Here is a 26,929-nt window from a genome sequence, read left to right as displayed (position 1 = left end):
TCTCCTTAACGGGCTCGCAAGCACCAAGCCTTAGACGGTCACGCTGCGTCCGCACAGCCAAGATGAGCGTCACCCTACCAGGTTCATGGCGCCGAAGCTCCAACTTTGCGTTGGTGGAGTTCTCCTTACGTCGGCTGCTACATCACTAGACGAGCACCAGCACCGCCGACTCCACGACGGCTTCGAGTTCCGGTTGGAGTTCACGCTTTAGCGTGGCGGGCGCGGACAAGCTGAAGCTTGAACTCCAACACGCAGTCGCGTTGAGAAGTCAGCAAGGCGCGAAGACCCAGAGAAGCTCTCCAGTTTTCCCTGCCCCTTGGCAGCTTGGCGGCTCTGCGTTGAAAAATATTTAACAACCTCCCTCACCTCACCCTCTCCCCAAGGAGAGGGAGTTGCAGTTGTCCGTCCTCAGCTTGCTCGATGACTCACCGCCAACTCCAGCGCACGCTATTTCGTGAACCGGCGAACAATTCACCCTCTCCCCGGGGGAGGATTCGCTTTTTTATGTCCGGTTTTGCCGTCGTGCGGCTGTATATTGGGTGAAACGTGATGCTGGATGACCGAAAACTCTTGCGCCGCTACGTCACCGATGGTTCCGAAGCCGCCTTCGGCGAACTGGTCGCGCGTTACGTGAACCTCGTTTATTCCGTCGCGCTCCGGCGCATCGGCGGTGACGCGCACCTCGCAGAAGACGTGGCGCAACTGGTCTTTACCGACCTTGCTCGCAAGGCCCGCTCCCTGCCGGAGGGCGTCGTGCTGGCGGGCTGGCTTCACCGCGCGACGCGTTACGCCGCCGCGCAATTGCTCCGCACCGAGCGCCGTCGCGTGGAGCGCGAACAGGAGGCCGTGGCCATGAACACACTCGATTCCGAAACCGCTCCCGATTGGGAACAAATCCGTCCGCTGCTCGACGAGGCCCTTGACGAACTTGGGCGCAACGACCGCGACGCCTTGTTGCTCCGCTTTTTCGAGCAACGCAGCCTGGCGGAAGTCGGCCATGCGCTTGGCTCAAATGAAGACGCCGCCCGCAAGCGCGTCGCTCGTGCGTTGGAAAAACTCCGTGCCCGGCTCACTCGCCGCGGCGTGACGACGTCCGCCGTGGCTCTCTCAACTGCGCTCCCAGTCCATGCGATTCAAGTCGCACCCGCAGGATTGGCGGCAACACTCGCGAGCGCATCGCTTGCGGGCGCGGCGGCGGGAACGGGAACCACACTCACTCTTTTGAAACTTATGGCTACAACAAAACTCAAAGCTGGAATTGTCAGCGCGATCGTGGTCACCACAGTGGCGACCTCATTGGTGATTCAACAGCAGGCCCAGACCAAATTGCGCGAGAAGGACGAAGCGCTGCGGCAGCAAACCGACCGTGTAGCTCAATTGACAGCCGAAACTCAGCGTCTTTCGGATTTGCTCACCCAATCAAGGAGTTCGTCACCTGACGAACGATTGCGCGAATTGGCACGGCTTCGTGGCCAGATTGGATTGCTCCGCCAGCAGACCAACGAACTTGGCACGTTGAGAGACGAGAATCGTCGGTTGCGGGCAGCGTTGGCTGATTCGGCGAAGAATACTCAAACAAAAGAAGACGATCCTGCCGTCGAAGACCAGAAGAAGGAGGGAATAGCCAAGATGGAGTACACCAAACAGTGGTTGCTAGCATTCTATCTTTACGCCGATCAAAACCAAAATCGATTTCCGACGCGCTTTGAACAAGCGCTGCCCTTCCTCGGTGATGAAGCCAAGGCGGAGCACAATCTGAAGCCAGAAGAATATCTGCCAGGCAAACCCAAGTACGGCTTGACGCCGGATCACTATGAGATTGCCTACCAAGGATCACTCAACACGATAACCAATGCGCAGAACGTCATTGTGCTACGGGAAAAACAAGCATGGCCGAGTTACCGAGGCGGGTGGAATCGCGCGTACGGTTTTGCCGATGGTCACTCCGAAATCCATTATTCTCAAGACGGCAACTTTGATGATTGGGAAAAAAAGCATCTAGTTCCACCGCCGACTGCGCAATAACTTCGAAGCTTCCAACGCAATGCCGTCCGAGTTATCTTAAGCTAGTGCAACTCATCACACTCACCACCGACTTCGGCACGCGCGACTGGTTCGTGGGGACGATGAAGGGCGTCATCCTTGGCATTGCTCCGCGCGCGCAGGTGGTGGACATCTCGCACGAGATTCCTGCCGGGGATATTCGCGCCGGCGCATTTGCTTTGGCGGCGAGCTATCGATTTTTCCCGCGCAAAACGGTCCATGTTGCGGTCGTCGATCCCGGCGTGGGGAGCGCGCGCCGCGCCATTGCGGTGCAAACAAACGATTATTTCTTTGTCGGACCGGACGATGGCGTGCTGTCGTTGGCGTTGGCACGGGAGAAAATCAAAACCATCCGCCTGCTCACAAACGAGGCGTTCTTCCGAACACCGGTCAGCCATACGTTTCACGGGCGCGATGTCTTTGCGCCCGTAGCGGCGCATCTGTGCAAGGGCATCGACATCGGCAAGCTTGGTCCAAAGCAAAATGAGTTCGTGCGCTTGAACTGGCGGAGTCCACGACCGCATCACGGAATGGTTCAAGGTGAAGTCATTTACCTCGACCACTTCGGCAACGCGATTACGAACATCAACGCCGAACTGATCGCTCAGCTTAAACCATCCTTGCTCGGCATTTTTGCGAAGCAGAAGCGACTTTGTCTGTTGAAAGATTTTTATCAGGCGGTGCCGGTCGGCAAGCCGGTCGGCGTCATCGGTTCGAGTGGCTTTCTCGAAATCGCAGTCAACGGCGGCTCAGCAGTTCAAGAGTTCGGCCTGAAGATTGGTGATACCGTGACCGTTCGCGCGAGATGATTCGCCGCCGGCTTCCGTCCGGTTCATCCGTCGGTTTGACACTGCGCGCGGTTTGTTGTCTCATGCGCCGTGATTGAACCCAGAGATTAAACCCTTTATGGATCGCCGTGAATTTTCGCACACACCATGTGAGTCGCGCGGAAAATGGGTTCTCCTCTGTTTCCTGCTCCTCATGTCGGCGACATGGTGCAACACCGCAGCCAGTTCAAAAAAGATACCGACGGTCGCCACTTGGCAGCGTTTCGAGCAATCCTTCAAGAGCAAGGTCGGCTACACGAACGCGCTGCAAGACGTCGCGTTCAGTTTGACGTTCACGTCGCCTTCGGGCGAGACGACGAAAGTGGACGGCTTTTGGGATGGCGATAAAATCTGGCGTGTCCGCTTTGCGCCCAAGACGCCCGGCAAATGGAGTTACCGAACCATTTGCTCCGATACCACCAACCCCAACCTGCACAATCAAACGGGGGAGTTTCTCTGCACGGCGATGGTTGGGAACTCGCGCTTTCATCAACACGGCCCGGTGCGCGTGGCCAGCGACCATCGCCATCTTGAACACACGGATGGCACACCCTTTTTCTGGCTGGCGGACACGGTCTGGAACGGTCCACAGCGCGCTGAGCCGGGAGATTGGAACGCGTACGTTGGCGCACGCACGCTTCAGAAATTCACCGTCGCACAATGGGTCGCGGCCCCCGGTGTGGACGTAAAGAAACAAACGGCCTTCACGGGAAACCAGCGCATCGAATTGAATCCCGGCTTTTTCCAGAAGCTCGATGAGAAATTGGACGGGCTGGACAGGGCTGGAATCCTGAGCGCCATCGTTCCGTTTCGCGAGAATGACCCGTCAACAACCAACAAGTTGTCATCGCTGCCCGAAGCTCAGGTCGTCCTGCTCCTGCGGTATCAAGTGGCTCGATGGGGCGCCAACAACGTGGTCTGGTTGCTCACGTGCGAAGGCAACACACTCGGTGGCAACGTCGCCCGCTGGAAGCGCATCGGTCGCGCGGTTTTCGGCGAACGGGCACATGCGCCGGTTCTGCTTTTCCCCGGCGAAACGGATTGGGTGCTGGACGAGTTTCGCGGCGAAACCTGGGTTGACCTTTTTGGTTATCAAAGCGGACAGGGGATCAACGACGACACCCTCAAATGGGCGGTGGCCGGTCCGTTGGTGAACGAATGGAGAAAGAAACCATTTCGTCCGCTCATCAATGTCGCGCCGCCGTACGAAAACGAATGGCCGACACCACCCGCGGAAAGGACCAGCGCGGAATCCGTGCGTCGCGCCCTTTATTGGAGCTTGCTGATTGCGCCGACTGCCGGTGTCAGCTATGGCGCCTACGGTGTTCAGGGCTGGACCGAGGACACCAAGCCAAAAGACAAAAGTTCAAAAAGGAAACTCCCGCTTTGGAATAAGTCCCTGTTCATGCCCGTGGCCAATCAAATGGCAACCTTGTCGGATTTTTTCGACGCCATCGAGTACTGGCAACTCCGGCCCGCTCCAGAATTGGTGTTCCATCAACCCGGTGACAAGGAACCGCGCCGCTTCATCGCCGCCGCGCGTACCGAATCAAAGGACGTGACGATTGTTTACGTTCCCGAGGATCGGACGGTTGAACTGCGAGTCGAGGTCTTGCCGCCTTCACCCACCATGGTCTGGATCAATCCTCGAACTGGCGAACGCAGTTTCGCTGCCGCCGTCACCGGGCCAAGCAGTTGTCAATTCTCGACCCCCAATCCTGGCGACTGGTTGCTGGTGATAAGAGCGGTGAAGCAGCAGCCATGAAGGGACCCGAATGAACACGAATCAAAACACAGAGCTGAACGACACCCCGGGCCACGTGCCGTTGCGGATCGTTGAGGGAAACTTGGCCAAACCGTGGTTCGCGGACCGGCGCCCATGCTCAAGCAATGCGCGCCGACCCGGCTGCATGCGCGGCGTTGGAGCTTTCGAGTGCCTTTGGCGCCGAGATGACCCTGGGCGGTTATGATATGACCAAGCATGATGAGGTTCAGAAAAATGAACTCGATAACGATTGGAAAGGAGAGCTGTATGGCAGTTGAACTAAAAGCGACGAACAGCGGCACGGTGTTCGAGCCGCGAGGGGGCGAAGCTGCCCTGAGCGGACAGACCATCGAGCGCCGCTTGCCTTATGTCAGCGGGCGGCGTTTCGTCACCGCGCTGATGGGATTTTTGTTCGCGAGTTGGGTAACCGCGACGAACGGCCAGACAAATCAGCCGGGCGACGCCGCCTTGGGCAAGGTGGATTTTCCGATCTCCTGCTCCCAGCCGGCCCAGGCGGAGTTCAATCGAGCGGTCGCCTTGCTGCATCACATGACCTATCCGCAGGCCAGGGAGGCGTTCGAGCAGGTGGTGAAGACTGATCCGGAATGTGCGATGGCGCATTGGGGGATCGCGATGACGTTGTTCCAGCCTCTCTGGCCGACGCGCCCGGGACCGGCAGACCTCCGCCGTGGGTGGGACGAAGTGCAGAAAGCCAGGGCACTTGAGCCGGCCACCGCGCGCGAGCGTCTCTTCGTGGCTGCGGTCGAGGCTTTCTTCCGCGAGCCTGAGTCGTTGAATTATTGGGAACGAATCCGTCGCTGGGAGCAAGCCATGGAAAAAGTCCACGGGGCTTTCCCGCAGGACCCTGAGGCGGCAGCCTTCTACGCTTTGGCGCTGTTGGCCACCGCGCCGTCGGATAAGATTTCGCGAGAGCATGCCGACCGCGCTGCCAAGCTGCTCCTCGGTGTGTTCAAGCGAAATCCCAACTATCCTGGCGCGATGCACTACCTCGTCCACGCCAACGACGTTCCCGGGCGGGAACGCGAAGAATTCGAGGTCATTTGCGGTTACGAGAAAGTCGCTCCGCGCAATCCCCACGCGCTCCACATGCCGACGCACATTTACACTCGCCTCGGCGACTGGGAAGGAGTCATCCGGGGAAACTTGTTGGCGGCAGGGGCGGCCTTGGAATATCCCGCCGGCATCCGTGGTCAGTTCGTGTGGGATGAATTCCCTCACGCCATAGAATACCTGATCTATGCGTATCTCCAAAAAGGCGACGACGAACGGGCTGCGGCGCAGTTGAAGCGTCTCTTGGGAACCGCGCGACTTGAGCCGACCTTCAAGACCGCGTTTCACCTCGCGTCCACCCAGGCGCGCTATGCGCTGGAGCGTCGTGCGTGGGGCGAGGCGATGTCGCTTGCTCCGCGCGAACCGCCGACGCTCGACTGGGACCGTTTCATGTGGCCTGAGGCGGTGACGTGGTTCGCTCGTGGTCTCGGTGCTGCGCACGAAGGGAAAGTTGACGGAGCGCGGCGGGCTGGCGAGCGTCTCCAGGAACTGGAAAATGCCGCGAGGAAGACCGGCGAAGAGCTGTTTGCGCGCAACATCCGCGTCCTGCGTCTCGACGTGCAGGCCTGGCTTGCGCACGCAGAGCAGGACAGGAAATCCAGCGTCGCGCTAATGCGCGAAGCCGCCGAGCTTGAAGCCTCCACGCCGAAGCCCCCCGTGACTCCCGGGCCGACCCTGCCGGCCCACGAGCTTTTGGGAGACCTTCTCCTCGATCAAAAGCACCCGGCAGAAGCACTCGCTGCCTACAAACGGTCGTTGGCGCTTTACCCGCGGCGCTTCAACAGCCTGCTGGGCGCCGCACGCGCCGCGCGTGCCACCGGCGACACTGGCCTGGCCCGGACTTTTTACCGCGAATTGCTTGAAGTCGGCCAAGGCGGCACCAGACGCCTCGCTGTGGAAGAGGCCCGAGACTTTGTGAACCTGGAAAAGTGATCTGCGGCACTCGCGGTCAGTGCTTTGGTGCGGTCGGCAAAAGTTCCCGCCCTAAGCCCGAGTAATTTCCGCGACTCCAGCGTCAAGCCGGTGAAGCCGTTCCTCGTTTCAATGCAGGTGGATGAAGCCGGAGGAATACGTCACGGCCCGGCCCGCGATGCTGACGCGCTGCCCGCGCTGTTCGCAGAACAATTCTCCGCCTCTTCGGGAAAGCTGCAACGCGTGCAACTCGGCGCGACCCAATCGTTCAGCCCAGTACGGAACCAGCGTGCAATGCGCAGAGCCAGTGACGGGATCCTCCGGGATCCCGGCGCGAGGCGCGAAGAAGCGCGAGACGAAATCGCTGTGCTCGCCCGGCGCCGTAGCGATGACTCCCAAGGCATCGAGTCGGGCCACCGCCGCCAGGTCCGGCTGAAGCTCCCGGATGGCTTGCTCCGTGTCGAATATAGCGACGTAGTCGCGGGCTTTGGCGGTGAGGGTCGGTGCATGGCCGAGCGCTGCGATCAACTCGGCTGGGGTGGCGCAAACCGCGGCCGGTCGCGCCGGAAAATTGAGCGTCAAGAGTTCCTCGCGGTGAGTGACCGTAAGCGCGCCCGATCGTGTTCGGAAGCGAATCACGGAAGGGCGGTAGCCGAGGTGTCGGAAAATAACGTGCGCGGAAGCGAGCGTGGCGTGACCACACAAATCGACCTCGATCGTCGGCGTAAACCAGCGAAGGTCGAAAGCGGATTCGCGGTGCACGACGAACGCCGTCTCCGCAAGATTGTTCTCGTTGGCAATACGCTGGAGTGTCGCGTCCGGCAGCCAATCCGTCAGCAAGCAGACGCCGGCAGGGTTTCCGGAGAACTGCCTGCCGGTGAATGCATCCACGTGGTAATAGGGCAAACTCATGCCGAATTCCTGAAAACCATTTCTCATGGACAGCGCGGCGTAGGTTTAATCGGGCAGGGCGTGCGTGGCGTGTGTGACGGCTGCTCCCGCGCGCAGGGCGGCGGCGACCATCGCAACCTCGGTGATCTCGGCGTCAGTTGCTCCCGCCTTGCGCGCGTTGGTGCTGTGAATGTCGATGCAATATGGGCATTGGGTGGTGAGCGCGACGGCGACGGCAATGAGTTCCTTGTATTTCACAGGAATTGCTCCATCGGCGACGGCCGCTTTGTCGAAGGCCCAGAAGGCTTTCATCAATTGTGGCGCGAGAGTGTCCATCTTTTTTAGCTTGGTCAGGTTTGCTTTGTTATACATAGGTTTGGTTCGTTTTTGTTTGGATGTTCGTTCGCAGTGGTTTCAGTGTGAAACGTTAGTCATCGCTGTTCCGGGGGAATAGATTTGATGGCGGCGGCGAATTGCTTGTGTTGGCGTGGATCCACGGGGCGATGTTTTACCGTAGTGCTCGCCGGATACGCGCCGAGGTAGTCGCCTGCTTTCCAGTCGTTCTTCGGCCGGATGGGCCGGGGACAAAAACCGCCGCCGCAATTCGAGCAGACGTTGTCGAGGATGTTTTCGACGCAGGAACGGCAGAAGGTGCATTCAAAGGTACAGATCATCGCGTCCGTTGAATCTGGCGGAAGCGCCGCGTTACAGTTCTCGCAAGTAGGTCTCAGTTGGAGCATGGCAGTGTTTTCCTTGTATGATGATCAGGCACGCTTCAAATGTTCAAGCCGCTGGCGTTTTTCCATAAGCTCTCTCCACCTTTGCGATTTTGACCTGATAATCGGCATACCACACTCTTTTGCCGGCTTCCTGGGCTGGCTTGTGATCCAGGTGCGCCTTCCACGCGGCGATCGCCTCGGCACTCGACCAATATGAAATGGTGATGCCGAAACCGTCCGCATCCCGCGCGCTTTCCACTCCAAGAAAACCGGGCTGCGTGGAAGCCAGCTCGAACATGCGCTCGGCCATTCGTTCGTAACCACGATCTCCTTCGGTGCGTTGCGAGGAAAAAATGACCGCGTAATAAGGCGGCTCAAGTTTCGCGGCGAATGCTGTTGGTTTCGCAGACATAAATTTTGGCGGCTTCGACTTCTACTCCAACGACCCGGCTCATCACCAGCGTAAATCGCAATCACGAGGTGATGGCCGGGCGCGCTGGAGTATTGAAAAAGGCCTCAGCTTGCTGGCTTGCTGACCGCGCGGGCTTTTACATCCGCGGTGCTGACGGTTTTTCCGCCAACACCCCATTCTCTACTCTTGACTTCTTCGACGATAATCCACGTCGCAGGGCGGATGGATTCTCCTTCGACCGACACCATCACGTCGGTGAGCTTGCGGATCATTTCCTGCTTTTGGTCGGGCGTGAAAACGCCTTCCATCAGTTTGACATTGAGTAGTGGCATGAATGTTCTCCAGTCGGTTATTCGTGTGATTCGGTTTCGGCTGCCGGCTTCAGGTTGCCGAACAACCCATGAGTTTCGGCAACCGGTCCCGCGGCAAAGAACAGCGCATCCGGACTTCCCGCCCGGCCGCCGTTGCCAAAGGTCAATCCCCAGAGCCGCTCGATCTCGATCGCTCCACCGTCCAGGCCCTTGAGCAGGCCGTGGAATTTGCCGTCCAAGCCGAACGTCATGATCGTGCCGCTTCCAAAATTGCCGACGAGCAAGTCGCCACCATGTTTTCCAAAAGTTTTTGGCGCCAACGCTATTCCCCAAGGCGAGTTGATCTGGGCCAGCTTGCCGCCCGCGTCCGTCCCGGTCGCGAAGCGATGGAACGCACCGGTCTCCGGTTCGAACACGTCGATTAGACCGCGTCCATCGCCAGCTTCATGTTTGGCGAACATCACGAACACCGCGCCGTTGACCACCTGAACATTGAAGGGCGCGTAACCAGCCGGCGCGCTCGCGTCGGTGAATTGCGCGACGAGATTCGCGCTCGGGCCGAAGGCATCGAGTGTGCCCCCGGCGAAATTGGCCGCCAGGAGCAGCGGGCCGCTGGAGTTCGTCGTGAGCGCCAACCCTGAGTAAACCGCGCTCGCTCGAGTCGCCAGCGTTTCAGCCGTCGTTCCCAAGGCGGAACGCCAGCCCGAAATGGTGCCGTCCAAACTGGCGAACAGGAAGACGTCGCCGTTGAAACCGCCTTTGTTGTTGCTCACTACGCCGGTTGGAGCGCCGCCGGGAATCGTGACTTCGAGCGTTTGCTTCGTAACGATCTCCGCGCCGTTGGCATCGTTGGTCACGGCATACAGCGTTGACTTGCCCGTGCCGTTATTGTTCACCCAAAACGGGCCGGCCCCGCCAAACGAAACGCCCCACGCGTTGACGAGATTGATGTCTTGCAACTGCGCCACGTCCGGCAGGTCCGACACCAGATTGGTCTGGCGGTAGCGCTCGGTTGTCGGACGATAAAAAAAGTATTCCGCCGTGTAGGGCACCTGCTTTTCCTCGCCGACGAACGCGCCCGCGGTGGATGGCGACAATCCGCCGACCGTGTTGACGCGCTGCACGTAGTTCACGCCGCTAAAGACACCCGCTCCCTCTTCCGAAAGGGTCCGCAAGAGCAGCCATTGAATCGCGGTCGAATCCGGCGTGCAGCCGTCCACCCGCTGCTCCACGACCCGGCTGCCGCTGGTGCTTTCCCAAGCCGGTCCGGTCGGCGTGGCGAAGTGCGTCCCGACTTGCGCTTGGTGATCGGCGTCGGCGTAAAGAACTGCGTTGGGCGCAACAAACGTCCAGGCGCTCCCGTCCCAGCGATAGATTTGCACCCCGACCGCATAAACGTGGAAGACAACCTGGTTGCCCTCGGGCGCCGCGATCCTCGCGCAGACGGGCGGCAGGTCGGGCACGCGATCATCGGCATCGGCTCGCGCGGTCAAGGCGGCCGCGGCGCACAGCAGCAGCATCGTGGACTTGAGGGATTTGATTGCCGGAACGAAACATCGGCCGGCCCAATTGAGTTGTGACTTTTTCATCATGTAATTTTTGTTCTGTGAGTTAATGCCGCTGCCAAACGCGGCAGTGACTGACTTAGGATTTAGAAGTTGCCGAGTTGTTCCTGGAGGCGAGTGGCACTTAAGTCCCGTTCCAAATGAATGCGTTCAGCGACGCTGCCGTCCGACGTAAGAATTTTCCGGAGCTGCGCGAGGCCGCGGGCGATGCGCGATTTGACCGTGCCGATCGGAACGTCGAGAATTGCGGCGATGTCTTTGTAGGGCCAGTCCTCCAGATAGAAGAGCGCCACGGCGGCTTGGGAGACCTCGTCCACTCGCGCCAACGCGGACAGGGCTTGTGCAGCGTCCAGCGGCACGGCGGGTTCCGGCATGAGCGCCGGCAGGTCCTGAGAAGCTTCGTCCAATTCGCAACAAGGAAATTTGCTCTGCCTTTGGCGCGTGGCGAGGAACGTGCGGTGCAGCGTCGTGAACAGCCAGGTCTTGACCTTGGTGATGTCGCGCAGTTGATGTCCTTTCGTCGCCCAGATGTAAAATGTCTGCTGGGTCAAATCCCGCGCGTCGACCTCCGCGCGCGTGAGGCTCATCGCGAACCGGTAGAGCGGTTCGTAATACTCGCTCACAATGGCTTCAAATTGATCGGCTGCATTCATTATTCGTTCGGCTTGGTGCTGAATCAAAATTTGAGACTGCCATTCTGTGCTCCGAACGCGGGGACGACACAATGGGACTAAGGAGCAGGTCGGTGGGACTCGCGATGAGAGCCTCCAAACAGAAGTGCCGGGTGCAGTCCGCGATCAGTTCGGAGTGCCGTTCGGAGTCCCGCGTTTACGCGGCCCTTGCGGTGTGGACGCCCGGCCGCGTAAACGCGGGACTCCGAACGTTGCGGTGGCCGATGCAACCTCTCGCGATGGGACGACAGTCCAATGCCGTTGAGTGCAGCGGTCAGGTCATTCTGCGCGCAGGGGCGCGTCGTTTTCAGACACGTCTTGGCGGAGATACAATCCCGGCTTCGCAATCTCCATCAGCATTTCGGGCTGCGCCGGCGCGGCAAAACCAAACTTCGCATACAGGCCGTGCGCATCACGCGTCGCCAGCGTGAAGCGGCGAAGTCCCTGAAGATCCGGATGCGCAACCACCGTCACATACACGTCGCCGAGATAGGCGAACGTCGCTCGATCGGTCACCACTCGCGCGAAAGCCACCTGCTCGCCTTGATGGAATATGCCGAAACACAGCGAGCCGGCGATACTCCGCTTTACGAGTTCGAGTGAAATGCCGTTGGCCCAGTAGGAGCGCGTGAGATACGCGTGAATCCGTTCAGCCTGTTGGTCGGCCTCTGAGCAACTCAGCGTGTAATCTCCTCTCGTCGCCTTCATCCTGAATGAGACTACGCGCCGTCGCGATGCACCGTCTGCGGAGAGAACGCGGGCAGGCACACGGCGATGTAATCCGCGCCATCGGGATGGGGCGTGCTGTATTGCACCCATTCGCCGGCGCGCGTGGTGACCGCCTGGCCCGCGGACACGTCGAGGACGCCGTCCTTGTGGGTCACGCGTAACGTGCCCGCGAGGACGACGGTAAATTCATCAAACTCGGGCTTCTGCCCCGGCTCAACCCAGCCGCCGGGGCTGTGCATATGCGCGATGCTCAAGCGCGCTTCCTGCGAGTTCACACGACCGATAAATTCTTCGATGATTTTTGGCTTGTTGCCCGCGGCGGTGATGCGCGTCGGCGTTGGGATGAGTTGTGGCATAAATTCAATCCGGCCAGGTGAAGGGTTTCGCGATAGGCAGACCGTCTTCAATCGTGCTGCCCCCCATCGAACCGACTCGGGCCTGGGTGCAAACGAAATAAAGATCCTCCGTCGAGTCATTCTTCCAAGCGCGCTCGCCGTCGGGCGACACGCGGATCACCGTCCCCGGCTCGATCGGGATAATTTCGCCGTCCACCTGAAACTGTCCGCGCCCGCCCGTGAAGATGTAAAGCTCTTCGCTTTGTCGGTGCACGTGTAGGAACGGCATGCCTTTTCCGGCAGGTAGTCTATTGAGCGAAACTTCCATGCCGGTCAGCCCGAGCAAATCTTTCAGGAAGACTTTGCCTTTCGCCGGCCTGGGCAGCCGCGGATGGTTGAAGCTGAAGCGAGAGAGTTCATGCGCCGGGCCGGTCTGCACGGCGGAGAAGTTACGGCCTTGTTGGGTTAATAGTTTGTCGGAGTTCATGTTGATTTGTGGAATCCGAATGGCGGGAATGTCAACTCACGGCGCGCGCACGCGGTAAAACTTCTGGGGAGAGGGCGCGGCGGTCGAGTCAACAAACCTGGCGAAGCCGAATTGGTTGGTCGCAACGCCGAGTTCGTCCCACGCCGCGAGATCAGTCGAGCCGAGGACGGTGTAGTCTCCCGGCGGTCCGACGAGTGCGAACCTAAATGCCCCATTCGTTATCACTTCTGGCGCTATCAACCGTACATCCAGCGCGTAGGTAAACACAGCGACGCCTTGATTCCGGAGAGACGAAACCGTGTCGGCCAAATTCGTGGCCGCCAGCGGTTCGGACAACACGAAGGTCGTGAGCGGATTGCCGTCCACGAAGAGCGCCGTCAACTTCGTCAGGCCAGGAGTCAACGTGAGGTTGGTGAGTTGATTGCCACGAACGTCGAGAAAAGCCAGGTCCGTCATGTCCGTAGGGAAGGTCAGGTTGGTCAGTTGATTGCCGTTGAGAGTGAGCCTGCTCAAGTTGGTCAGCCCCGCCGGCAAGGCGAGACTGCTGAGGCGATTGAAATCAAGAAGCAGACCGGCCAACTGGTTCAGATTCGGCGGCAAGGTCACGTTCGTGAGTTGATTGCCGAAGAGGAGCACATTGACCAGGTTCGTCGCGTCCGAAGGCAGCGCGAAGTTGGTGAGTGCATTGCCCGCGAGGTCAAGCTTGGTCAGCGCGGTGAGGCCCGCGGGTAGAGTGAAAGTGGCCAGCCGATTGCCTTCGAGAAACAATGTGTCCAGATTCGTCAGCCCGTCTGGAAGCGAGCACTGGGCGAGTGAATTAAAACCGAGGTCGAGCTGAGTCAAATTCGGCAACCCGCCCGGAAGGACAAAGTTGGTGAGGCGATTGGCGAAGAGGTCGAGCGCACTGAGTTTGGTCAGCCCGGGCGGAATGATGCACTGAGTGAGCGGATTGAAATTAACCTGGAGCATTTCCAGATTGGTCAAACCGCTCGGCAGCGTGAAGTTGGTAAGCGAGTTGGAATCAAGGTCCAGCGCCGTCAGATTTCGAGCTGCTTCCAGCCCTTCCGTGCTGCTGATGCTCCGGTCGCTTGCGTTCAGAACCGTCAAGCTCAACAGGTCCTGCTCCGTCAATGGGCCGCTGGGTTTTTGCAACGCCTCGCGGACCGCGGCGTTTAGTCCCGGGTCGGGAATGGACACTTCCTGAGCGCCGGTCGCGAACATCAAGCCGGTGAAAGCTAGTGTCTGGATGAATTGAAAGACCGTGCGCTTGCGTTCATTCATGTGGGTGGGAAACTCGAAAGCGACGAATGTTCCGCAAACCGGGCGGGACTAAAGACCCATTGCGTAGTGGGTAACGATACGGCAAACGTACGGCCGACAACCGATGAATCCGCGCCTGCACATCCGGGAAATCCGTGATGACGAGTTCGACTCGCTCGGCCGATTGATGGTCGAAGTCTATTCCGGGTTGGAGGGGTTTCCGACTCCCGCGGAGCAGCCCAAGTATTATGAGATGCTGGCCAACATCGGACGTTTCACTGAAAGGAAAGAGGCCAAGGTGCTGGTCGCAATCTCGAACGCGGGCGAGCTGGTGGGCGGTGTCGTTTACTTCGGCGACATGTCTCAATATGGCAGCGGCGGCAGCGCGACTACGCTACGGAATACCTCTGGCATTCGTCTCCTTGGCGTGGGACTCAAGCACAGAGGAGCGGGAGCGGGTAGGGCTTTGACCAACGCGTGCATCGAGTTGGCGAGGAAGAAAGAACATTCGCAGGTTGTCCTGCATACCACCCAGGCAATGCAGATCGCGTGGAGGCTTTACGAGCAGATGGGCTTCCAGCGGTCTAACGATTTGGACTTCATGCAGGAGAATTTGCCCGTGTTCGGATTCCGGCTTCGGCTCGATTAGCGCGAAAATCTTTTTGATTGAGGCGTTCGAGATCGCGAACGACCTCTCACCGTCAAATGAACATGACACCAGGACGATCAGCCTGGCTTCGACCCGCAATCCACCGCTTATTTCCGCTTCAGAATCTGGCAGTAACAGGTGGACGGCGGCGTGATGTCGGCCTTCGCCCATTGCCGGCGGAATCGCTTCCCGACCGCAGCGGCTTCCGCCCGCTTGCCCTCCGCTTCCAAGGAATCGCGCAAACCCATCAGCGACCAGCCGTTCTCGGCATAAATTTTCAGGTCTTCGCGATAGACCGCCTCCGCCTCCGCCGCGCGACCTGCGCGCATAAGCACCGCGCCAAGCGTGTGGCGCACCGGTTGAATCCAGTCCGGCGGCTCGTCGTAAACCAGTTTGTCCTCCAATCGCACCGCCTCGCGCAGCTTGGCCACGGCTTCGTCGAACTTGTCCGCCTTCGCCAGCATCTCCCCGTCAAGCGTCAGCGCAGCAATGGCAAGAATGTCCGCTGCCGGGTTGTTGCCAAAGGTGCGGTCAGTCGGGACGGCAGCGCTGGCTTTGTCGAGCAACGCGCGCTCATGGCGGGCTTCGGCCATCCGGCCCAAGGCCGTGAGCGCCACAGCTCGCGTGTAATGCCAGAGCGCTTTGGCCAGAAAGAATTCCTTCGCAGGCTCGGGTTCTTTCAAGATTTCCTCCCAGCGTCCAAAACGCATCAAGACCTCGGAGCGAAAGATCATAAAGCCGTCCGCAATCGCTGCGTAGTCGCGGATGAAATCCTCCGGGATGCCCGAAACCACTTTGTCCGCGAGCGCAATCGCCTCCGCGCTGCGACCCTGCATCATGCTGACGTAGGCGAGGAAATGCGCGTTGTGCGCCATATACATCGCGTAGAAGCCGGGCCGAAGAAAGGCGGCGCGATAGCGGGCATCCGCCTGCATCGCGTGGCGATTCGCAATGGCGGCATTCTCCCACTGGCCAACGCGGGCGTAGATGTGCGACGGCATGTGAACCATGTGGCTCGAGTCCGGCACGAGATGGCGTAAACGATTCGCCGCGACCAACGCGCGTTCCGGCGAGGCGGAGGCCTCGACGATGTGAATGTAGTAGTGGTTTGCGCCGGGATGTTTGGGTGCAAGGCGCATGGCGGCTTCCAGCGTGTCCACTATTTCACCGGTCCAAGGCTGGGCCGCGCCTTTGTTCCAATAATTCCACGGATGCAAATCCATCGTCGCCTCGGCGAACAGCGTGGCGATGTCCGCGTCGGCCGGATTCGCCCGCCACACTTCGCGCATGGCATCGGCATAAGCCTTGTCCAATGGAGCGCGATCTTCGGGTTGCGGATTGGCGTAACGTTTGGCGAGCGCGCTGATCAGCGATTTTTCCAACGGCGAGCAGGGCGCGGCAAGTCGTTGCGCGGTGGTGACGGCTTCCCACGCCTTTGCGGCCTTGTCCGGCGGCACGAGCGGGAAGTTGATGTGCGGGCCGTTGACCAGCGCGATGCCCCACCACGCCATGGCGCAATCGGGATCGGCAACGAGCGCCGCGCGGAACTCCTGCTCGGCCGCGAAGTGTCCGAACGAATATGCCCAAGTCAGCCCGCGATTAACGGCGCGCTGAGCTTCGGCGGACTTAGTCGTGATCTTGAACGCATGCTGGCCCAAGTTGTTCAAGGATGGTTTCTGCGCGCTGGTGGCATCGTGCGAAGCGACGCAGCCGGAAACAATCACCGCGGCCAGGACGCCGCCGAGGCATGGAAGAATATTTCTCATGATGCGACTGGTTGAACTGGTTATTGTGCAAGTCATAGGTTAATTGGATCGCCCGGATTTGCAACGCTTCGAGAACAGATGGCCACGCGTTCGGAGTCCCGCCTTCAGGCGGGCCAGGCCGCGTAAACGCGGGACTCCGAACGGCCGATTCGCGGAACGGTCAAGGACGGTTGTCTTGCGTTCATTCATGCGGGTTGGAGGCTCGAACGCGGCGACTGTTCCGCAAAGCGGATGGGACTAAAGACCCGTTGCAGAGTGAGCAACGATACGGCAAGCGTGTAGGGTCGTCGTGAAACCAAATATGTGACCGCCATGACCGATACGGTTGAGAATCTAATCCTCGATCTTCTGGAGTGGGTTGGACGAAAGGAACGCACCTACCAGGAAACGATGGATGCGTGGCGCACATCCTGTCCAAGGCTTACGGTTTGGGAGAACGCGACTGATCGTGGACTCGTGCAGACGGCGTTTGCGAATGGCCATTCGCTGGTCCGCGTAACGCCAGCCGGTTTTGATTTCCTTAAGTCCAAGAGACCGCAAGTTTATGAGCAACTGCAGCACCAATCCACTTCGTAGGCCGCGTGCCAGAAGACATGCCAGTGTTCGGCTTCGGCTCGACCAACGCGGGCAGGCATTTGGTCGAGGCGACCGCTCCCGTAAATAATTTTTCTTTGTCAAATGAACATGACCGAACAAGACGCCATCAACCTGATCCGCAAAGGTTATGAGTATGGTTGGAATCGAGGCGACTTCGCGGCGGCGGAGGACGTGCTTCACCCAAATTTCGTTGCGCACGATCCCTCTTCGCCGACCCCGGTAGTTGGTCGCGCCGCAGTCAGAGCCGTGCTGGCTGCGGTCCGGGCCGCCTTTCCCGATCTTCGGCGTGCAGCGCTCGATTGGGTTTTCAACGGCGACAAGATTGCGGTCCGCTGGGAAATCACGGGGACTCATCGCGGCGCATTCAACGGTTTGCCCGCGACGGGCAGGTCCATTCGCGTCACCGGCATCACGCTTTACCGCCTTGAAGAACGAAGGGTCGCCGAGGAATGGGTTGAAATGGACATGCTTGGGTTGTTGCGGCAGTTGGGGCAGGCTACAACCGACACCATGAAACCCATTGACAGCTATTTTTTGATCAAACCGGAAGACCTCCATTGGCGGCCCTCCAATCTGATGAAGATTCCCAATGCGGATTTTTTGGAGCGGACTAAAAGTGAGATTCTCGGCGCGCGCCTTTGGCGGCTGCCGCCAAACAGCGCCAACACGCTGCACAAGCACATCCGGGCTGAGGAATTTTATTTCGTTGTCGAGGGCGTGGGCCGCATCCGCGTGGGCGACGACACGTTGACCGTGCCGAAGCACGGCGGCGTGCTCGTCGGGCCGGGGCAGTTGCGGCAAGTGTTCAACGATACGGAAAGCGATGTGCTCTGGCTTATCGTCGGCGCACCGGAAGAAGTTGAATTTCTACCCGGAGCAAAGGCCAAGCCCGACATGTCGCTCATTTACCCGGTTGATCCGAAACAACTGCCGGCGGAACTGAAAGGCGTGGAGTGGCCACCCAAAACGTGAACTGTGTTATTACAAAAGAGCAGACATCGTGACACTCGATTTTACCCGCCAAGCGCAAGAGTGGCTCGCGGCTTGGAACGCTCATGACCTGGAGCGAATCCTCGCGCACTACACGGACGATGTGGAATTGATTTCGCCGCTGGTTGCGAAGCTGACGGGCCGAAGTGGAGGCGTGGTGCGCGGCAAAGCGGCGCTGCGCGATTACTTCGCGCGCGGGCTGCAGGCGTATCCGACCCTGCAATTCGACTTCACTCGGCTTTATCCCGGCGTGCGCAGTTGTGTTTTGGAATACCGCAGCGTCAACGGCCTGCGCTCGGCCGAGTTGATGGAATTTGACGATCAAGGCAAGGTGCGGCGCGTGCTGGCGCATTATTCAGACGAGGCGTAATTTCTCCCACGCAGAAATCATGAACTCATCGGCGACGAATCTTGACTGGGGCGAAAGTCCCAGTGCGCGCGACCAGTCGCTCAAGCACACTGGCAACGTGTTCCAGAGCCTCTTCGAGCGGAGCGCCGACGCCATCTGGTTGCTCGATCCGCAAGCCGGAGTGTTCGTGGATTGCAATCAGGCGGCGGTCGAACTCATCGGCGCAGAGAGCAAGCAGCAATTGCTGAACAAGCGACCGGAGGATCTTTCGCCATCGTATCAACCGGACGGTTCGCGCAGCGCGGACAAGTCCGCGGAAATCATGGCGATCATTGAACGGCAACGAACGTTTCGCTTCGAATGGGTCATCCGGCGTTTCGACGGCAAGGAAGTTCCCCTCGAGGCTTCTTCGACGGCGGTGCTCATGGGCGGGGAGAGAATCAACATCGTCATCTCCCGTGACATCAGCGAGCGCAAGAAGGCCGAACGCCAACTGCTCGAACTGACCCAGGCCTTGGAACGAAGAGTCAACGAACGCACGGCCGAGTTCAGCGCCAGTGAAGCGAAGTTCCGCGCGCTGTTCGAAGGCGCGAGCCAGGGCGTGGTGCTCCACGACGAGAGCCAAGTTCTGGAGGTCAACCCCGCCGCCGTGCGGATTTTGGGGCGCAGATCCGCCCACGAAATGTTGGGCAGACATCCGGGCGAGTTCTCACCGCCCGTTCAGCCAAGCGGGGAAAGCTCCGATGCCCTGGCCCGCAAACATATCGAAGAGTGCATGACCAAGGGCAGCGCCCGGTTCGATTGGCTGGCCTGCGATCCCGACGGCCGGGAAATATTTCTCGAAGTCAACCTCACCCTGATTGAATGGAGCGGGCGGGAGGTCATTCAGGCGTTCATCAGCGACATCACGGAACGCAAACGCGCCGAAGCCGCGCTGGCGGAAAGCGAGGCGCGCTTCAGCGCCGCTTTCCGCGCGAGTCCAGTCTTCATCACCATCTCGCGGATGGACGACGGGCGTTACGTCCTGGCAAACGAAGCTTATCTAAATTGGACCGGCTACCGCCTCGATGAAATCCTGGGGCGCACCTCGCGGGAGCTGGGTCTGTGGGCCGACCCGGCGGATCGCGAGCCGTTCTGGGAGGAATTGCGGCGCACGCGCTCCATCCACGAGCGCGAGTGTCGCCTGCGCGACCGGCATGGAAAACTTTTCACCATGCTGATCTCCGCCGACATCATCGAGATCAACCGCGTGCCGCATTTGTTGACCGTCGGTCTGGACGTCAGCCAGCGCAAACGGGTCGAAGGAGAGTTGCATCGGACGTTGGCCCGCGAAAAGGAACTCAGCCAGCTCAAGAGCAATTTTGTTTCCATGGTGTCGCATGAGTTTCGCACGCCGCTCGGCATCATCCAGTCCTCGGCGGAACTGTTGCGTGAGTTCTACCAGAAAATGCCGCCCGGCGAACGAGAGGACCACCTGGAATCCATCAGTCGGAATGCCCGCCGCATGGCTGGGATGATGGAAGAAGTCCTCGTCCTCAGCCGCCTCGACGCGGGCAAACTGGACTTCCAACCCGGCGCGCTAGACCTGAACCTCTTCTGCCGCCGCATGGTGGATGAAGTTCTTTCGGCGACCAACCGCCGATGCCCCATCGCGCTTTCGCTGAACTCCATCCCCACGGAAGCGCAGGCGGATGAACGGCTGCTCGGACACATATTCACCAATCTCTTGAGCAACGCCGTGAAATATTCCGAGCCGGGAGCAACGGTGCATTTCCTGGTTGAACGGCAAGGGCGGGACGCGGTGTGTGTGATTCGGGACACAGGGATTGGCATTTCGGAGGATGATCAGCAGCAGTTGTTCAAAGCCTTTCACCGCGGCAGCAACGTCGGGACACGACCGGGCACGGGCCTTGGCTTGCTCCTGGTGAAACGCTGCGCCGAACTGCACGGCGGGAAGGTGCAGTTGCATAGCAAAATCGGCGAGGGCACTGCGGTGACGGTCAGATTGAAAGTTTTCTAAACGAGCATGAAACTTCCGTTTGGAGTCCCGCGTTTACGCGGCCCGGACCGCCTGAAGGCGGAACTCCAAACGCGCTGCCGTTGCCCGAGGAATGTCGGCAAACGAAATACAAAAGCATGAAAAAGATCTTGGTCATCGAGGACGAACCGGAGATGCGCAGAAACATCACCGCGCTCCTCCGCTACTACGATTACGAACCCATCGCGGCTGAAAACGGGCGCGCGGGGGTCGAGGCGGCGCGCCGTGAAAAGCCCGACTTGATCCTGTGCGACGTCATGATGCCAGAACTGGACGGCCACGGTGTCCTCCAGGCCCTCCAAGCGGATGCCGCGCTCGCGCCGATTCCATTTATCTTTCTCACCGCCAAGGGCGAGAAGGACGACCTTCGCAGCGGGATGAATTTGGGCGCGGATGATTATCTCACCAAGCCCGTCGCCAACGCCGACCTGGTCCGAGCGATAGAAACGCGCCTGCGTCGATCGGAACAGCAGTTGAAACGCGAATTCAAACCCGACTTTTCCTCGTTTGAACCCTTGCTCGCGCTCGGCCTCACGCCGCGCGCCGCCGAGGCCCTGCTCTGGCTCGCCCAGGGCAAAACGAATTCGGACATCGCCACCATCCTCGGCATCACCGAGTCCACCGTGAAGAAGCACGTCCAGGAAATGTTCGAAAAACTCGGCGTCGAAACCCGCGGTGCCGCGACGGTGCGGGCGTTGGAAGTGCTGAACTCGCGTTCCTCCGCTGAAACTCGCTGATTCACGAGCACGCAGCGCTTGGTGTTCAATGCAAAAACCAATCTTTCGCCAACTGGAAGTTGCTTTGAGTATCGCACTGGTCTGCAACTACGCAACCGCGGCGGCGAAGACCGGTGAGGAGCTGTTTGCTCGCAATATTCGCGTCCTTGGTCTTGAAGTGGAAGCCTGGCTCGCGCACGCAGGGCAGGACAGGAAATCCAGCCTCGCGCTGATGAGTGAGGCGACCAGTCTTGAAGGATCGACGCCGAAGCACGCCGTGACTCCCGGGCCGACCCTGCCGGCCCACGAGCTTTTGGGAGACCTTCTCCTCGAACAGAAGCGCCCGGCAGAAGCGCTCGCTGCCTACAAACTTTCGTTGGAGCTTTACCCGCGCCGCTTCAATAGCCTGCTGGGTGCAGCTCGCGCGGCACGTGCCACTGGCGACGATTCCTCGGCCCGGACTTTCTACCGGGAGTTGCTTGGGGTCGCCGCTCGTGGCACTCGACAATTCGCCTTGGACGAGGCACGGGAATTTGTGGACGGAAAGCAGTGACCTGCATCTCTCGCGCCCAATGCTCTCGGGCAGAACTCTCTTTGCGCTGACCACGGCCATAAATGTCATCCGCGCAACAAGGGACGGTCAGCAATTAATCGAATCGCGTTTTGACTTCGCATTGCGTAGGTCGTCTATTGGAGTCAGCCGAGTGGCAACCGTCCGATCTCGCTTCAGTTCGAGCCGTCGAGCCGCGATTCCCTCTTGTCTGAAACACCGTTGTCGTAGTGCACGATTATGAAAATTCTTTTGACCAGTGTCTGCCGTCCGATCGGACCGAAACAGGGCGATGCGTCGTCGGTCGGTTATGAACTCCTTTACCGGCAGGTGCTGCGCGCCCAGGGCATCTTCAGTCCGCGCACGGTCAACATTCATTTTGGCCTTGAATACATCGCGGAGAATCTCGACGTGCCGACCGTGGTGTTGCAATACCCGTCCAAGCGTGAACTGATCCGGGAACTCAAGAAGGGTTACGATTACGTGGGCATTTCCTTCATCATGGCGGTGATCCACAAGATGAAGGAAGCCGTGGCCCTGATCCGCAAGTACGCGCCGAACAGCAAGATCGTTTTGGGCGGCTACGGCACGGTGTTGAAGGACGATGTGCTCAAGCCATACGGCGATTACATCTGCCGCGAAGAAGGTGTGGCCTTCTTTCGTCGCTTGTTGAACGAACCGGAAATTCCCATGCCTTACAAGCATCCACTCATCGTGAGCTGGCTCAAGGTCTTCGGCTGGAAGGTGTCAGGCACGGGAAAAATCTTCGCCGGCCTCGGCTGCCCGAATGGCTGTGATTTTTGCTGCACGTCGCACTTCTTCTCGCGCAAACACATCAAGCTGCTGCCGACCGGGCGCGACATTTACAATGTCGCAGAACGCTACCTCGACATGGACCCCAGCCTGGTCTTCCTGATTCTGGACGAGGATTTCCTGCTCAACAAAAAGCGCGCGATGGAATTCCGCGAGTGCGTGATCAAGGGCGGCAAGAAACTTTCGATCTTCGCCTTCTCCAGCATCAAGGCGATCAGCCAATACACCGTGGAAGAAATCCTGGAGATGGGGATTGACGGATTCTGGATTGGCTACGAAGGCACGCGATCCAATTACGCCAAGCAGCAGGGCCGGCCCATCGCGGAAATTCTCACGGAGTTTCGCGAGCACGGCATCACGGTGCTGGCGTCCATGATTGTGGGCTTCGATTACCAGAATCAGGAAGTCGTGGCGGAGGAACTCGCCGGCCTGCTGAAGCTCAAACCGGCGCTGGCGCAATTTTTGATTTATGGCCCCGTCCCTGGCACGCCGTTTTATGAACGGATCATCAAGGAGAATCTGTTGCAGGACGTTTACACGAGCGACAAGGATTTATTCTACCGGCGCGCGGACGGATTCCGCACGATGATCAAACATCCGACGCTTTCACCCGGGCAGATCGAAGACATCCAGCGCTGGTGTTTCGAGCAGGATTTTCAACGGCTCGGGCCGAGCATTTATCGGGTGTTGGAAGCGCGCCTGCTGGGCTATCAGAAGCTCAAGGATTCACCGAATCCCATTTTGCGCCAGAAAGCGAATTACTACGCCCGGGAGTTGCGGGTGGCCTATCCCGTGTTCCTCGCGGGCAGACTGCTCGGACCCAACGCTGCCGTGCGACGCTGGATCGGTGAGTTGGAGCAACGCCTTCACAGCGAACTGGGCCGCCCTGCGCTGGGCGAGCGATTCAAGTCCGTCCTGGCGGTGGGCGCGGCGCTGTGGACGAGCCTGACCTTGAAATTTGACTTCTTACAGCATCCCAAGCTGCAACGCACGACGTATCGCATCCCGGACAAGCGCTGGAACGCCTTCCACCTCTGGCAGGAATTCCACGTGAAGGATTTCGCGCCGAATTTCTCCGTGCGGGTCGAATTGCAACATGCCAGGCAGCAGGTGTGGATGCGGGTCGAAGGCGTCCTGTCAGCGGCCGATGCGGAAAGTCTGGGCCAGCGCATCCGTGATTCTCTCGCCCGGAGCAAGAGCCGCCTGGTGCTCGACTTGCACAAGCTTCGTTGGGACAAGGTGGAAGACTTGCAGCACTTGCGCGAAAAGCTGGTGGCCTATCGCTCTCGCATCCGCGTGGTTTTGCCGAAACTTTCTGCGACCCATCCGGAGTTGCTGCTGCTGGCGAGCATCTTTCACCACTACTGAGCGATCGAGGCCGCGCGTGTCCGCGCGAGACGGCGTTCTTCCATCCAACCCGTCGTCGCTGAAGGCGTCGGGAATCGATGCGTGGGTGAGTCGTCGTTGACTTTTGCCTGCATCCGGCTTATCAGATGCGCCATGTTTTCTGCGGTATCGTTTACCGGTCTGGTTGAGTTCAGCCCCGATTTTGCGCCGCGTCCGCAAATCGGTCATGTGCTGTTTGATTTCGACGGCACGCTTTCGCTGATCCGCGAGGGCTGGCCGGAAGTGATGATCCCGATGTTCATGGAGATGCTGCCGCGTCGCGCCGGCGAGACCGACGCCGAGGTGCGCCGGCTCATGACGGACGACATCATGCGGCTCAACGGCAAGCAAACCATTTATCAGATGATTCAACTGGCTGACCGCATCAAGGAGCGCGGCGGTCAACCCAAGGAGCCGCTGTGGTACAAGCACGAATATTTGCGCCGGCTCGATGAACGAATTAGCAACCGCATCGAGGGCATTCGCAATGGTTCGTTGCGCCGGGATGACTTTCTGGTCCATGGCTCGCGACCGTTATTGGAAAATCTTCACCGGCGGGGCTTTGCGCTTTATCTGGCCAGCGGCACGGACGAGAAGTTCGTCAAGCAGGAGGCGGAGTTGCTGGACTTGACCCGTTACTTCGGCAGGCACATCTATGGCGCGCAGGACGACTACAAAACCTTTTCCAAAAAAATGGTCATCGAGCGGATTCTGCGCGAGAACCAGATCAGTGGCGAACGCCTGTTGGCGTTCGGCGACGGCTACGTGGAGATTCAAAACACGAAGGAGGTCGGCGGCCTGCCGGTGGCGGTGGCCAGCGACGAAGCGCACAATGGTTCGAGCCGGATGGACGAATGGAAACGTCAGCGGTTGCTCGGCGTCGGCGCGGAGGTGGTCATTCCAGATTATCGCGACGGAGATCTGCTGCTCGACTGCATTCTCGGCAAATGACAAATCCACCGACACCGCTTGATTTACGGAAGCTCAAGGTGTATCCGCTGGCGCAACGGCGCAGCATGAGCCAGATCGAGGACATCCTCATCAAACCGGACTCGGCGCCTCCGCCCTGCCCGGAATCCGCGTCCATCGTCATCCGGCGGGCGGCGCAGAATATCCTGGCGGCGCGAAAACGCGGCGCGGGTGTCCTTTTCATGTATGGCGCGCACCTGGTGAAAAACGGCGGCGCGTTGCTGGTCGAACGATTGATGGAGAAACAACTGATCACGCATCTGGCCACGAACGGTGCCGGCTCGATTCACGATTGGGAGTTTGCCTTTCAAGCGTGGTCAACCGAAAGCGTGGAGCAAAACGTCGCCACCGGCACATTTGGAACGTGGGATGAAACCGGGCGCAATATCCACCTCGCGTTGCTGGCAGGGGCGTTGCGCAACGAAGGTTACGGCGTGGCGCTGGGACGATTCATCACAGAAGATGGCGTGACGTTGCCGAGCGAGGAGTCGTTGGAAAACTCTTTACGCTCCGAACCGTCGCATCCGTTGTCGCCGGCCCGTGCCGAACTTCTACAAGCCATGTGCGAACACGGACTCGCCGCCGGACGACATGAGGTGAAACACCCGTGGAAATACACCTCCATTTTTGGCCAGGCGTTCCGTCATCAGATTCCGCTGACCGTTCATCCCGGCATCGGTTACGACATCATCTCCAATCATCCGATGTTCAACGGTGCCGCCATCGGTCGCGCCGCGGCCCTTGATTTTCGGCTCTTCGGCAGCGCGGTTGAAAGTCTTGATGGCGGCGTGGTGTTGTCCGTCGGCTCGGCCATCATGGCGCCGCAGGTGTTTGAGAAGAGCATCAGTTGCGTCAACAACCTGCGGCTTCAGGCCGAACGTCCCATCGTCCACGATCACACCTTTTACGTTGTCGATCTGCAGGACGGCGGGAATTGGGACTGGAGCAAGGGCGAGCCGCCGCGGGACAACGCCGCTTACTACCTGCGCTTCTGCAAAAGCTTTTCGCGCATGGGCGGCACGATGCATTATCTTCAGTGCGACAACATCGTCTTTCTCCATCACCTCTGGCATCAACTTTCGCGCGCGTGAATCCGGCCCGCTTTCAAGCCATCGTTGGTAAAAATCCGCAGTTGCGCATCGCGGTCGTGGGTGACTTTTCCCTGGATCGCTACCTCGAAATCGACGTAAGCCGAAGAGAGATTTCGCTGGAAACCAATCTGCCCGTTTACAACGTCGTAAACGTGCGCAGTCAACCCGGCGCCGCGGGCACCATCCTCAACAACCTCGTGGCGCTCGGCATTGGCACGATTTTTCCCGTCGGCTTCTGCGGCCATGATGGGGAGGGATTTGAACTGCGCCGCGCGCTCTCAGCCAAGGCGGGTGTCAAGCTCGACCATTTTCTGCAAACCCCAGATCGCCGCACGTTCACCTATTGCAAACCGCTGCTGACGGAGCCAGGCAAGCCGCCCGTCGAACTCAACCGCTTCGACAGCAAAAACTGGACGCCCACGCCGGCAGTTGTTCAGGGACAAATCATCGACGCCGTGCAAAAACTCGCCGCCCAGGTAGATGCCATGATCCTGATGGACCAGGTGGACGTGCCGGAAACCGGCGTGGTAACGACAAAGCTTTTGGAGGCCATCAAGACCATCAGCCTCACACGGCGCGAACTACTCATCATGGCCGACAGCCGGCGAGGGTTGCGCGGGTATCCGCCGATCACCTTCAAGATGAACGGTGCGGAGTTGTCCGCGTTGACAGGGGTATTGGGTCAACCCACTCTCGACGAGATCAAGGAAACTGCCGCCGCGCTCAGCCGCCGACAGAGCCGCAATGTTTTTGTCACGCTCGCCGAGCGCGGGCTACTCGGTGCTTCGCCTGACGGCAGGGTTGAGCACGTTCCGGCACTGCCCGTGCGTGGCGAGATCGACATCGTTGGCGCTGGCGATTCCGTGACGGCTAATCTCACGGCATCACTTGCCGCCGGTGCCGGGGTTCGCGAAGCGCTCGAAATCGCCAATGCCGCCGCGTCCATCGTCATCCATCAACTCGGCACCACCGGCACCGCTTCACCAGGTGAAATAGAGAAACTCCTGATGGTCTGAA

At 59.4% G+C, this 26,929-nt stretch carries 29 protein-coding genes; 16 read left to right on the top strand and 13 right to left on the bottom strand.

Annotated elements, in window-relative coordinates:
* Positions 1–546: 546 nt before the first annotated feature.
* The 5 genes from HY298_25520 to HY298_25500 all read left to right on the top strand — a co-directional run bounded on the left by HY298_25520 (position 547) and on the right by HY298_25500 (position 6,639).
* Entirely contained in the window at positions 547–2,025 is a 1,479-nt protein-coding gene (locus tag HY298_25520; GenBank protein MBI3853619.1) for a sigma-70 family RNA polymerase sigma factor, read from the top strand.
* Between the two features lie 44 nt (positions 2,026–2,069).
* Complete coding sequence (locus tag HY298_25515) at positions 2,070–2,852, top strand: SAM-dependent chlorinase/fluorinase (protein ID MBI3853618.1); 783 nt, start codon at positions 2,070–2,072, stop codon at positions 2,850–2,852.
* 172 nt (positions 2,853–3,024) lie between these two features.
* Positions 3,025–4,635, top strand: a complete 1,611-nt coding sequence (locus HY298_25510; GenBank protein ID MBI3853617.1) for a DUF4038 domain-containing protein — start codon at positions 3,025–3,027, stop codon at positions 4,633–4,635.
* Positions 4,636–4,760: 125 nt separating this feature from the next.
* Positions 4,761–4,913, top strand: coding sequence for a hypothetical protein (locus HY298_25505; GenBank protein ID MBI3853616.1), 153 nt, complete (start codon positions 4,761–4,763; stop codon positions 4,911–4,913).
* Positions 4,903–6,639, top strand: a complete 1,737-nt coding sequence (locus HY298_25500) for a tetratricopeptide repeat protein (GenBank protein MBI3853615.1) — start codon at positions 4,903–4,905, stop codon at positions 6,637–6,639. Before HY298_25505 ends, HY298_25500 begins: the two co-directional genes overlap by 11 nt.
* A 108-nt stretch (positions 6,640–6,747) precedes the next feature.
* Here the strand turns inward: HY298_25500 and HY298_25495 are convergent, their stop codons facing one another.
* From HY298_25495 to HY298_25445, 11 genes are all read right to left on the bottom strand, one after another.
* Positions 6,748–7,530: a PhzF family phenazine biosynthesis protein gene (locus HY298_25495; GenBank protein ID MBI3853614.1), complete on the bottom strand. Its 783-nt coding sequence runs from the start codon at positions 7,528–7,530 to the stop codon at positions 6,748–6,750.
* Between the two features lie 45 nt (positions 7,531–7,575).
* The gene (locus HY298_25490; protein MBI3853613.1) at positions 7,576–7,881 is read right to left on the bottom strand and encodes a carboxymuconolactone decarboxylase family protein; all 306 of its coding nucleotides are present in this window, start codon (positions 7,879–7,881) and stop codon (positions 7,576–7,578) included.
* A 59-nt stretch (positions 7,882–7,940) separates the two neighbouring features.
* Entirely contained in the window at positions 7,941–8,249 is a 309-nt protein-coding gene (locus tag HY298_25485; GenBank protein MBI3853612.1) for a DUF1272 domain-containing protein, read from the bottom strand.
* Between the two features lie 43 nt (positions 8,250–8,292).
* Entirely contained in the window at positions 8,293–8,640 is a 348-nt protein-coding gene (locus HY298_25480) for an antibiotic biosynthesis monooxygenase (protein ID MBI3853611.1), read from the bottom strand.
* Positions 8,641–8,744: 104 nt separating this feature from the next.
* Positions 8,745–8,972, bottom strand: a complete 228-nt coding sequence (locus tag HY298_25475; GenBank protein MBI3853610.1) for a 4-oxalocrotonate tautomerase family protein — start codon at positions 8,970–8,972, stop codon at positions 8,745–8,747.
* Between the two features lie 17 nt (positions 8,973–8,989).
* Positions 8,990–10,543 carry a TIGR03118 family protein gene (locus HY298_25470; protein MBI3853609.1) on the bottom strand — a complete coding sequence of 518 codons (1,554 nt, stop codon included), beginning with the start codon at positions 10,541–10,543 and terminating at the stop codon, positions 8,990–8,992.
* Positions 10,544–10,602: 59 nt separating this feature from the next.
* Positions 10,603–11,169: an RNA polymerase sigma factor gene (locus tag HY298_25465; protein MBI3853608.1), complete on the bottom strand. Its 567-nt coding sequence runs from the start codon at positions 11,167–11,169 to the stop codon at positions 10,603–10,605.
* A 297-nt stretch (positions 11,170–11,466) separates the two neighbouring features.
* Positions 11,467–11,895, bottom strand: coding sequence for a GNAT family N-acetyltransferase (locus HY298_25460; protein MBI3853607.1), 429 nt, complete (start codon positions 11,893–11,895; stop codon positions 11,467–11,469).
* 11 nt (positions 11,896–11,906) lie between these two features.
* A complete protein-coding gene (locus HY298_25455; protein MBI3853606.1) occupies positions 11,907–12,272 on the bottom strand; it encodes a cupin in 366 nt (121 codons plus the stop codon).
* Positions 12,273–12,276: 4 nt separating this feature from the next.
* On the bottom strand, positions 12,277–12,738 hold the full coding sequence (locus tag HY298_25450; GenBank protein MBI3853605.1) for a cupin domain-containing protein: 462 nt from the start codon (positions 12,736–12,738) through the stop codon (positions 12,277–12,279).
* A gap of 36 nt (positions 12,739–12,774) precedes the next feature.
* A complete protein-coding gene (locus tag HY298_25445) occupies positions 12,775–14,019 on the bottom strand; it encodes a leucine-rich repeat protein (protein MBI3853604.1) in 1,245 nt (414 codons plus the stop codon).
* 103 nt (positions 14,020–14,122) lie between these two features.
* Here HY298_25445 and HY298_25440 point away from each other — a divergent pair, with 103 nt between their 5' ends.
* Positions 14,123–14,647: a GNAT family N-acetyltransferase gene (locus tag HY298_25440; protein ID MBI3853603.1), complete on the top strand. Its 525-nt coding sequence runs from the start codon at positions 14,123–14,125 to the stop codon at positions 14,645–14,647.
* 107 nt (positions 14,648–14,754) lie between these two features.
* Here the strand turns inward: HY298_25440 and HY298_25435 are convergent, their stop codons facing one another.
* The gene (locus HY298_25435; protein ID MBI3853602.1) at positions 14,755–16,413 is read right to left on the bottom strand and encodes a hypothetical protein; all 1,659 of its coding nucleotides are present in this window, start codon (positions 16,411–16,413) and stop codon (positions 14,755–14,757) included.
* Between the two features lie 312 nt (positions 16,414–16,725).
* On the opposite strand from HY298_25435, the gene HY298_25430 reads away from it, so the two are divergent.
* The 7 genes from HY298_25430 (at position 16,726) to HY298_25400 (ending at position 23,834) form a co-directional block, all read left to right on the top strand.
* A complete protein-coding gene (locus tag HY298_25430) occupies positions 16,726–16,989 on the top strand; it encodes a hypothetical protein (GenBank protein MBI3853601.1) in 264 nt (87 codons plus the stop codon).
* A gap of 102 nt (positions 16,990–17,091) precedes the next feature.
* Complete coding sequence (locus tag HY298_25425) at positions 17,092–17,982, top strand: ester cyclase (GenBank protein MBI3853600.1); 891 nt, start codon at positions 17,092–17,094, stop codon at positions 17,980–17,982.
* Positions 17,983–18,007: 25 nt separating this feature from the next.
* Complete coding sequence (locus HY298_25420) at positions 18,008–18,370, top strand: nuclear transport factor 2 family protein (protein MBI3853599.1); 363 nt, start codon at positions 18,008–18,010, stop codon at positions 18,368–18,370.
* A 19-nt stretch (positions 18,371–18,389) separates the two neighbouring features.
* Entirely contained in the window at positions 18,390–20,369 is a 1,980-nt protein-coding gene (locus tag HY298_25415) for a PAS domain-containing sensor histidine kinase (protein ID MBI3853598.1), read from the top strand.
* Between the two features lie 116 nt (positions 20,370–20,485).
* A complete protein-coding gene (locus HY298_25410) occupies positions 20,486–21,124 on the top strand; it encodes a response regulator transcription factor (protein ID MBI3853597.1) in 639 nt (212 codons plus the stop codon).
* Between the two features lie 28 nt (positions 21,125–21,152).
* Entirely contained in the window at positions 21,153–21,656 is a 504-nt protein-coding gene (locus HY298_25405) for a tetratricopeptide repeat protein (protein ID MBI3853596.1), read from the top strand.
* Between the two features lie 237 nt (positions 21,657–21,893).
* On the top strand, positions 21,894–23,834 hold the full coding sequence (locus HY298_25400; GenBank protein ID MBI3853595.1) for a hypothetical protein: 1,941 nt from the start codon (positions 21,894–21,896) through the stop codon (positions 23,832–23,834).
* On the opposite strand, the gene HY298_25395 is transcribed toward HY298_25400, so the two are convergent.
* On the bottom strand, positions 23,828–23,968 hold the full coding sequence (locus HY298_25395; protein ID MBI3853594.1) for a hypothetical protein: 141 nt from the start codon (positions 23,966–23,968) through the stop codon (positions 23,828–23,830). The two genes, HY298_25400 and HY298_25395, sit on opposite strands and share 7 nt — an antisense overlap.
* On the opposite strand from HY298_25395, the gene HY298_25390 reads away from it, so the two are divergent.
* Genes HY298_25390 through HY298_25380 form a run of 3 tightly spaced genes read left to right on the top strand, consistent with a single transcriptional unit; the run spans position 23,967 to position 26,928 of the window.
* The gene (locus tag HY298_25390) at positions 23,967–24,803 is read left to right on the top strand and encodes an HAD family hydrolase (protein ID MBI3853593.1); all 837 of its coding nucleotides are present in this window, start codon (positions 23,967–23,969) and stop codon (positions 24,801–24,803) included. The genes HY298_25395 and HY298_25390 overlap by 2 nt on opposite strands.
* Positions 24,800–25,912 carry a hypothetical protein gene (locus HY298_25385; GenBank protein MBI3853592.1) on the top strand — a complete coding sequence of 371 codons (1,113 nt, stop codon included), beginning with the start codon at positions 24,800–24,802 and terminating at the stop codon, positions 25,910–25,912. The genes HY298_25390 and HY298_25385 overlap by 4 nt, the downstream gene beginning before the upstream one ends.
* Positions 25,909–26,928, top strand: coding sequence for a carbohydrate kinase (locus HY298_25380; protein ID MBI3853591.1), 1,020 nt, complete (start codon positions 25,909–25,911; stop codon positions 26,926–26,928). Before HY298_25385 ends, HY298_25380 begins: the two co-directional genes overlap by 4 nt.
* Position 26,929 lies beyond the last annotated feature (1 nt).

It is taken from the genome of Verrucomicrobiota bacterium, assembly GCA_016200005.1.
Classification (GTDB): Bacteria; Verrucomicrobiota; Verrucomicrobiia; order Limisphaerales; family PALSA-1396; genus PALSA-1396.
Note: the sequence above shows the minus strand (reverse complement) of the source record. Positions and strands in the feature narration are given on the sequence as shown.

Bases quoted from the DNA above. Each gene is read 5' to 3' on its own strand.
- HY298_25510 (MBI3853617.1), top strand. From the start codon at position 3,025: ATGTCGGCGACATGGTGCAACACCGCAGCCAGTTCAAAAAAGATACCG.
- HY298_25505 (MBI3853616.1), top strand. From the start codon at position 4,761: ATGCGCGCCGACCCGGCTGCATGCGCGGCGTTGGAGCTTTCGAGTGCC.
- HY298_25500 (MBI3853615.1), top strand. From the start codon at position 4,903: ATGGCAGTTGAACTAAAAGCGACGAACAGCGGCACGGTGTTCGAGCCG.
- HY298_25495 (MBI3853614.1), bottom strand. From the start codon at position 7,530: ATGAGTTTGCCCTATTACCACGTGGATGCATTCACCGGCAGGCAGTTC.
- HY298_25490 (MBI3853613.1), bottom strand. From the start codon at position 7,881: ATGTATAACAAAGCAAACCTGACCAAGCTAAAAAAGATGGACACTCTC.
- HY298_25485 (MBI3853612.1), bottom strand. From the start codon at position 8,249: ATGCTCCAACTGAGACCTACTTGCGAGAACTGTAACGCGGCGCTTCCG.
- HY298_25480 (MBI3853611.1), bottom strand. From the start codon at position 8,640: ATGTCTGCGAAACCAACAGCATTCGCCGCGAAACTTGAGCCGCCTTAT.
- HY298_25475 (MBI3853610.1), bottom strand. From the start codon at position 8,972: ATGCCACTACTCAATGTCAAACTGATGGAAGGCGTTTTCACGCCCGAC.
- HY298_25470 (MBI3853609.1), bottom strand. From the start codon at position 10,543: ATGATGAAAAAGTCACAACTCAATTGGGCCGGCCGATGTTTCGTTCCG.
- HY298_25465 (MBI3853608.1), bottom strand. From the start codon at position 11,169: ATGAATGCAGCCGATCAATTTGAAGCCATTGTGAGCGAGTATTACGAA.
- HY298_25460 (MBI3853607.1), bottom strand. From the start codon at position 11,895: ATGAAGGCGACGAGAGGAGATTACACGCTGAGTTGCTCAGAGGCCGAC.
- HY298_25455 (MBI3853606.1), bottom strand. From the start codon at position 12,272: ATGCCACAACTCATCCCAACGCCGACGCGCATCACCGCCGCGGGCAAC.
- HY298_25450 (MBI3853605.1), bottom strand. From the start codon at position 12,738: ATGAACTCCGACAAACTATTAACCCAACAAGGCCGTAACTTCTCCGCC.
- HY298_25445 (MBI3853604.1), bottom strand. From the start codon at position 14,019: ATGAATGAACGCAAGCGCACGGTCTTTCAATTCATCCAGACACTAGCT.
- HY298_25440 (MBI3853603.1), top strand. From the start codon at position 14,123: ATGAATCCGCGCCTGCACATCCGGGAAATCCGTGATGACGAGTTCGAC.
- HY298_25435 (MBI3853602.1), bottom strand. From the start codon at position 16,413: ATGAGAAATATTCTTCCATGCCTCGGCGGCGTCCTGGCCGCGGTGATT.
- HY298_25430 (MBI3853601.1), top strand. From the start codon at position 16,726: ATGACCGATACGGTTGAGAATCTAATCCTCGATCTTCTGGAGTGGGTT.
- HY298_25425 (MBI3853600.1), top strand. From the start codon at position 17,092: ATGAACATGACCGAACAAGACGCCATCAACCTGATCCGCAAAGGTTAT.
- HY298_25415 (MBI3853598.1), top strand. From the start codon at position 18,390: ATGAACTCATCGGCGACGAATCTTGACTGGGGCGAAAGTCCCAGTGCG.
- HY298_25410 (MBI3853597.1), top strand. From the start codon at position 20,486: ATGAAAAAGATCTTGGTCATCGAGGACGAACCGGAGATGCGCAGAAAC.
- HY298_25405 (MBI3853596.1), top strand. From the start codon at position 21,153: ATGCAAAAACCAATCTTTCGCCAACTGGAAGTTGCTTTGAGTATCGCA.
- HY298_25400 (MBI3853595.1), top strand. From the start codon at position 21,894: ATGAAAATTCTTTTGACCAGTGTCTGCCGTCCGATCGGACCGAAACAG.
- HY298_25390 (MBI3853593.1), top strand. From the start codon at position 23,967: ATGTTTTCTGCGGTATCGTTTACCGGTCTGGTTGAGTTCAGCCCCGAT.
- HY298_25395 (MBI3853594.1), bottom strand. From the start codon at position 23,968: ATGGCGCATCTGATAAGCCGGATGCAGGCAAAAGTCAACGACGACTCA.
- HY298_25385 (MBI3853592.1), top strand. From the start codon at position 24,800: ATGACAAATCCACCGACACCGCTTGATTTACGGAAGCTCAAGGTGTAT.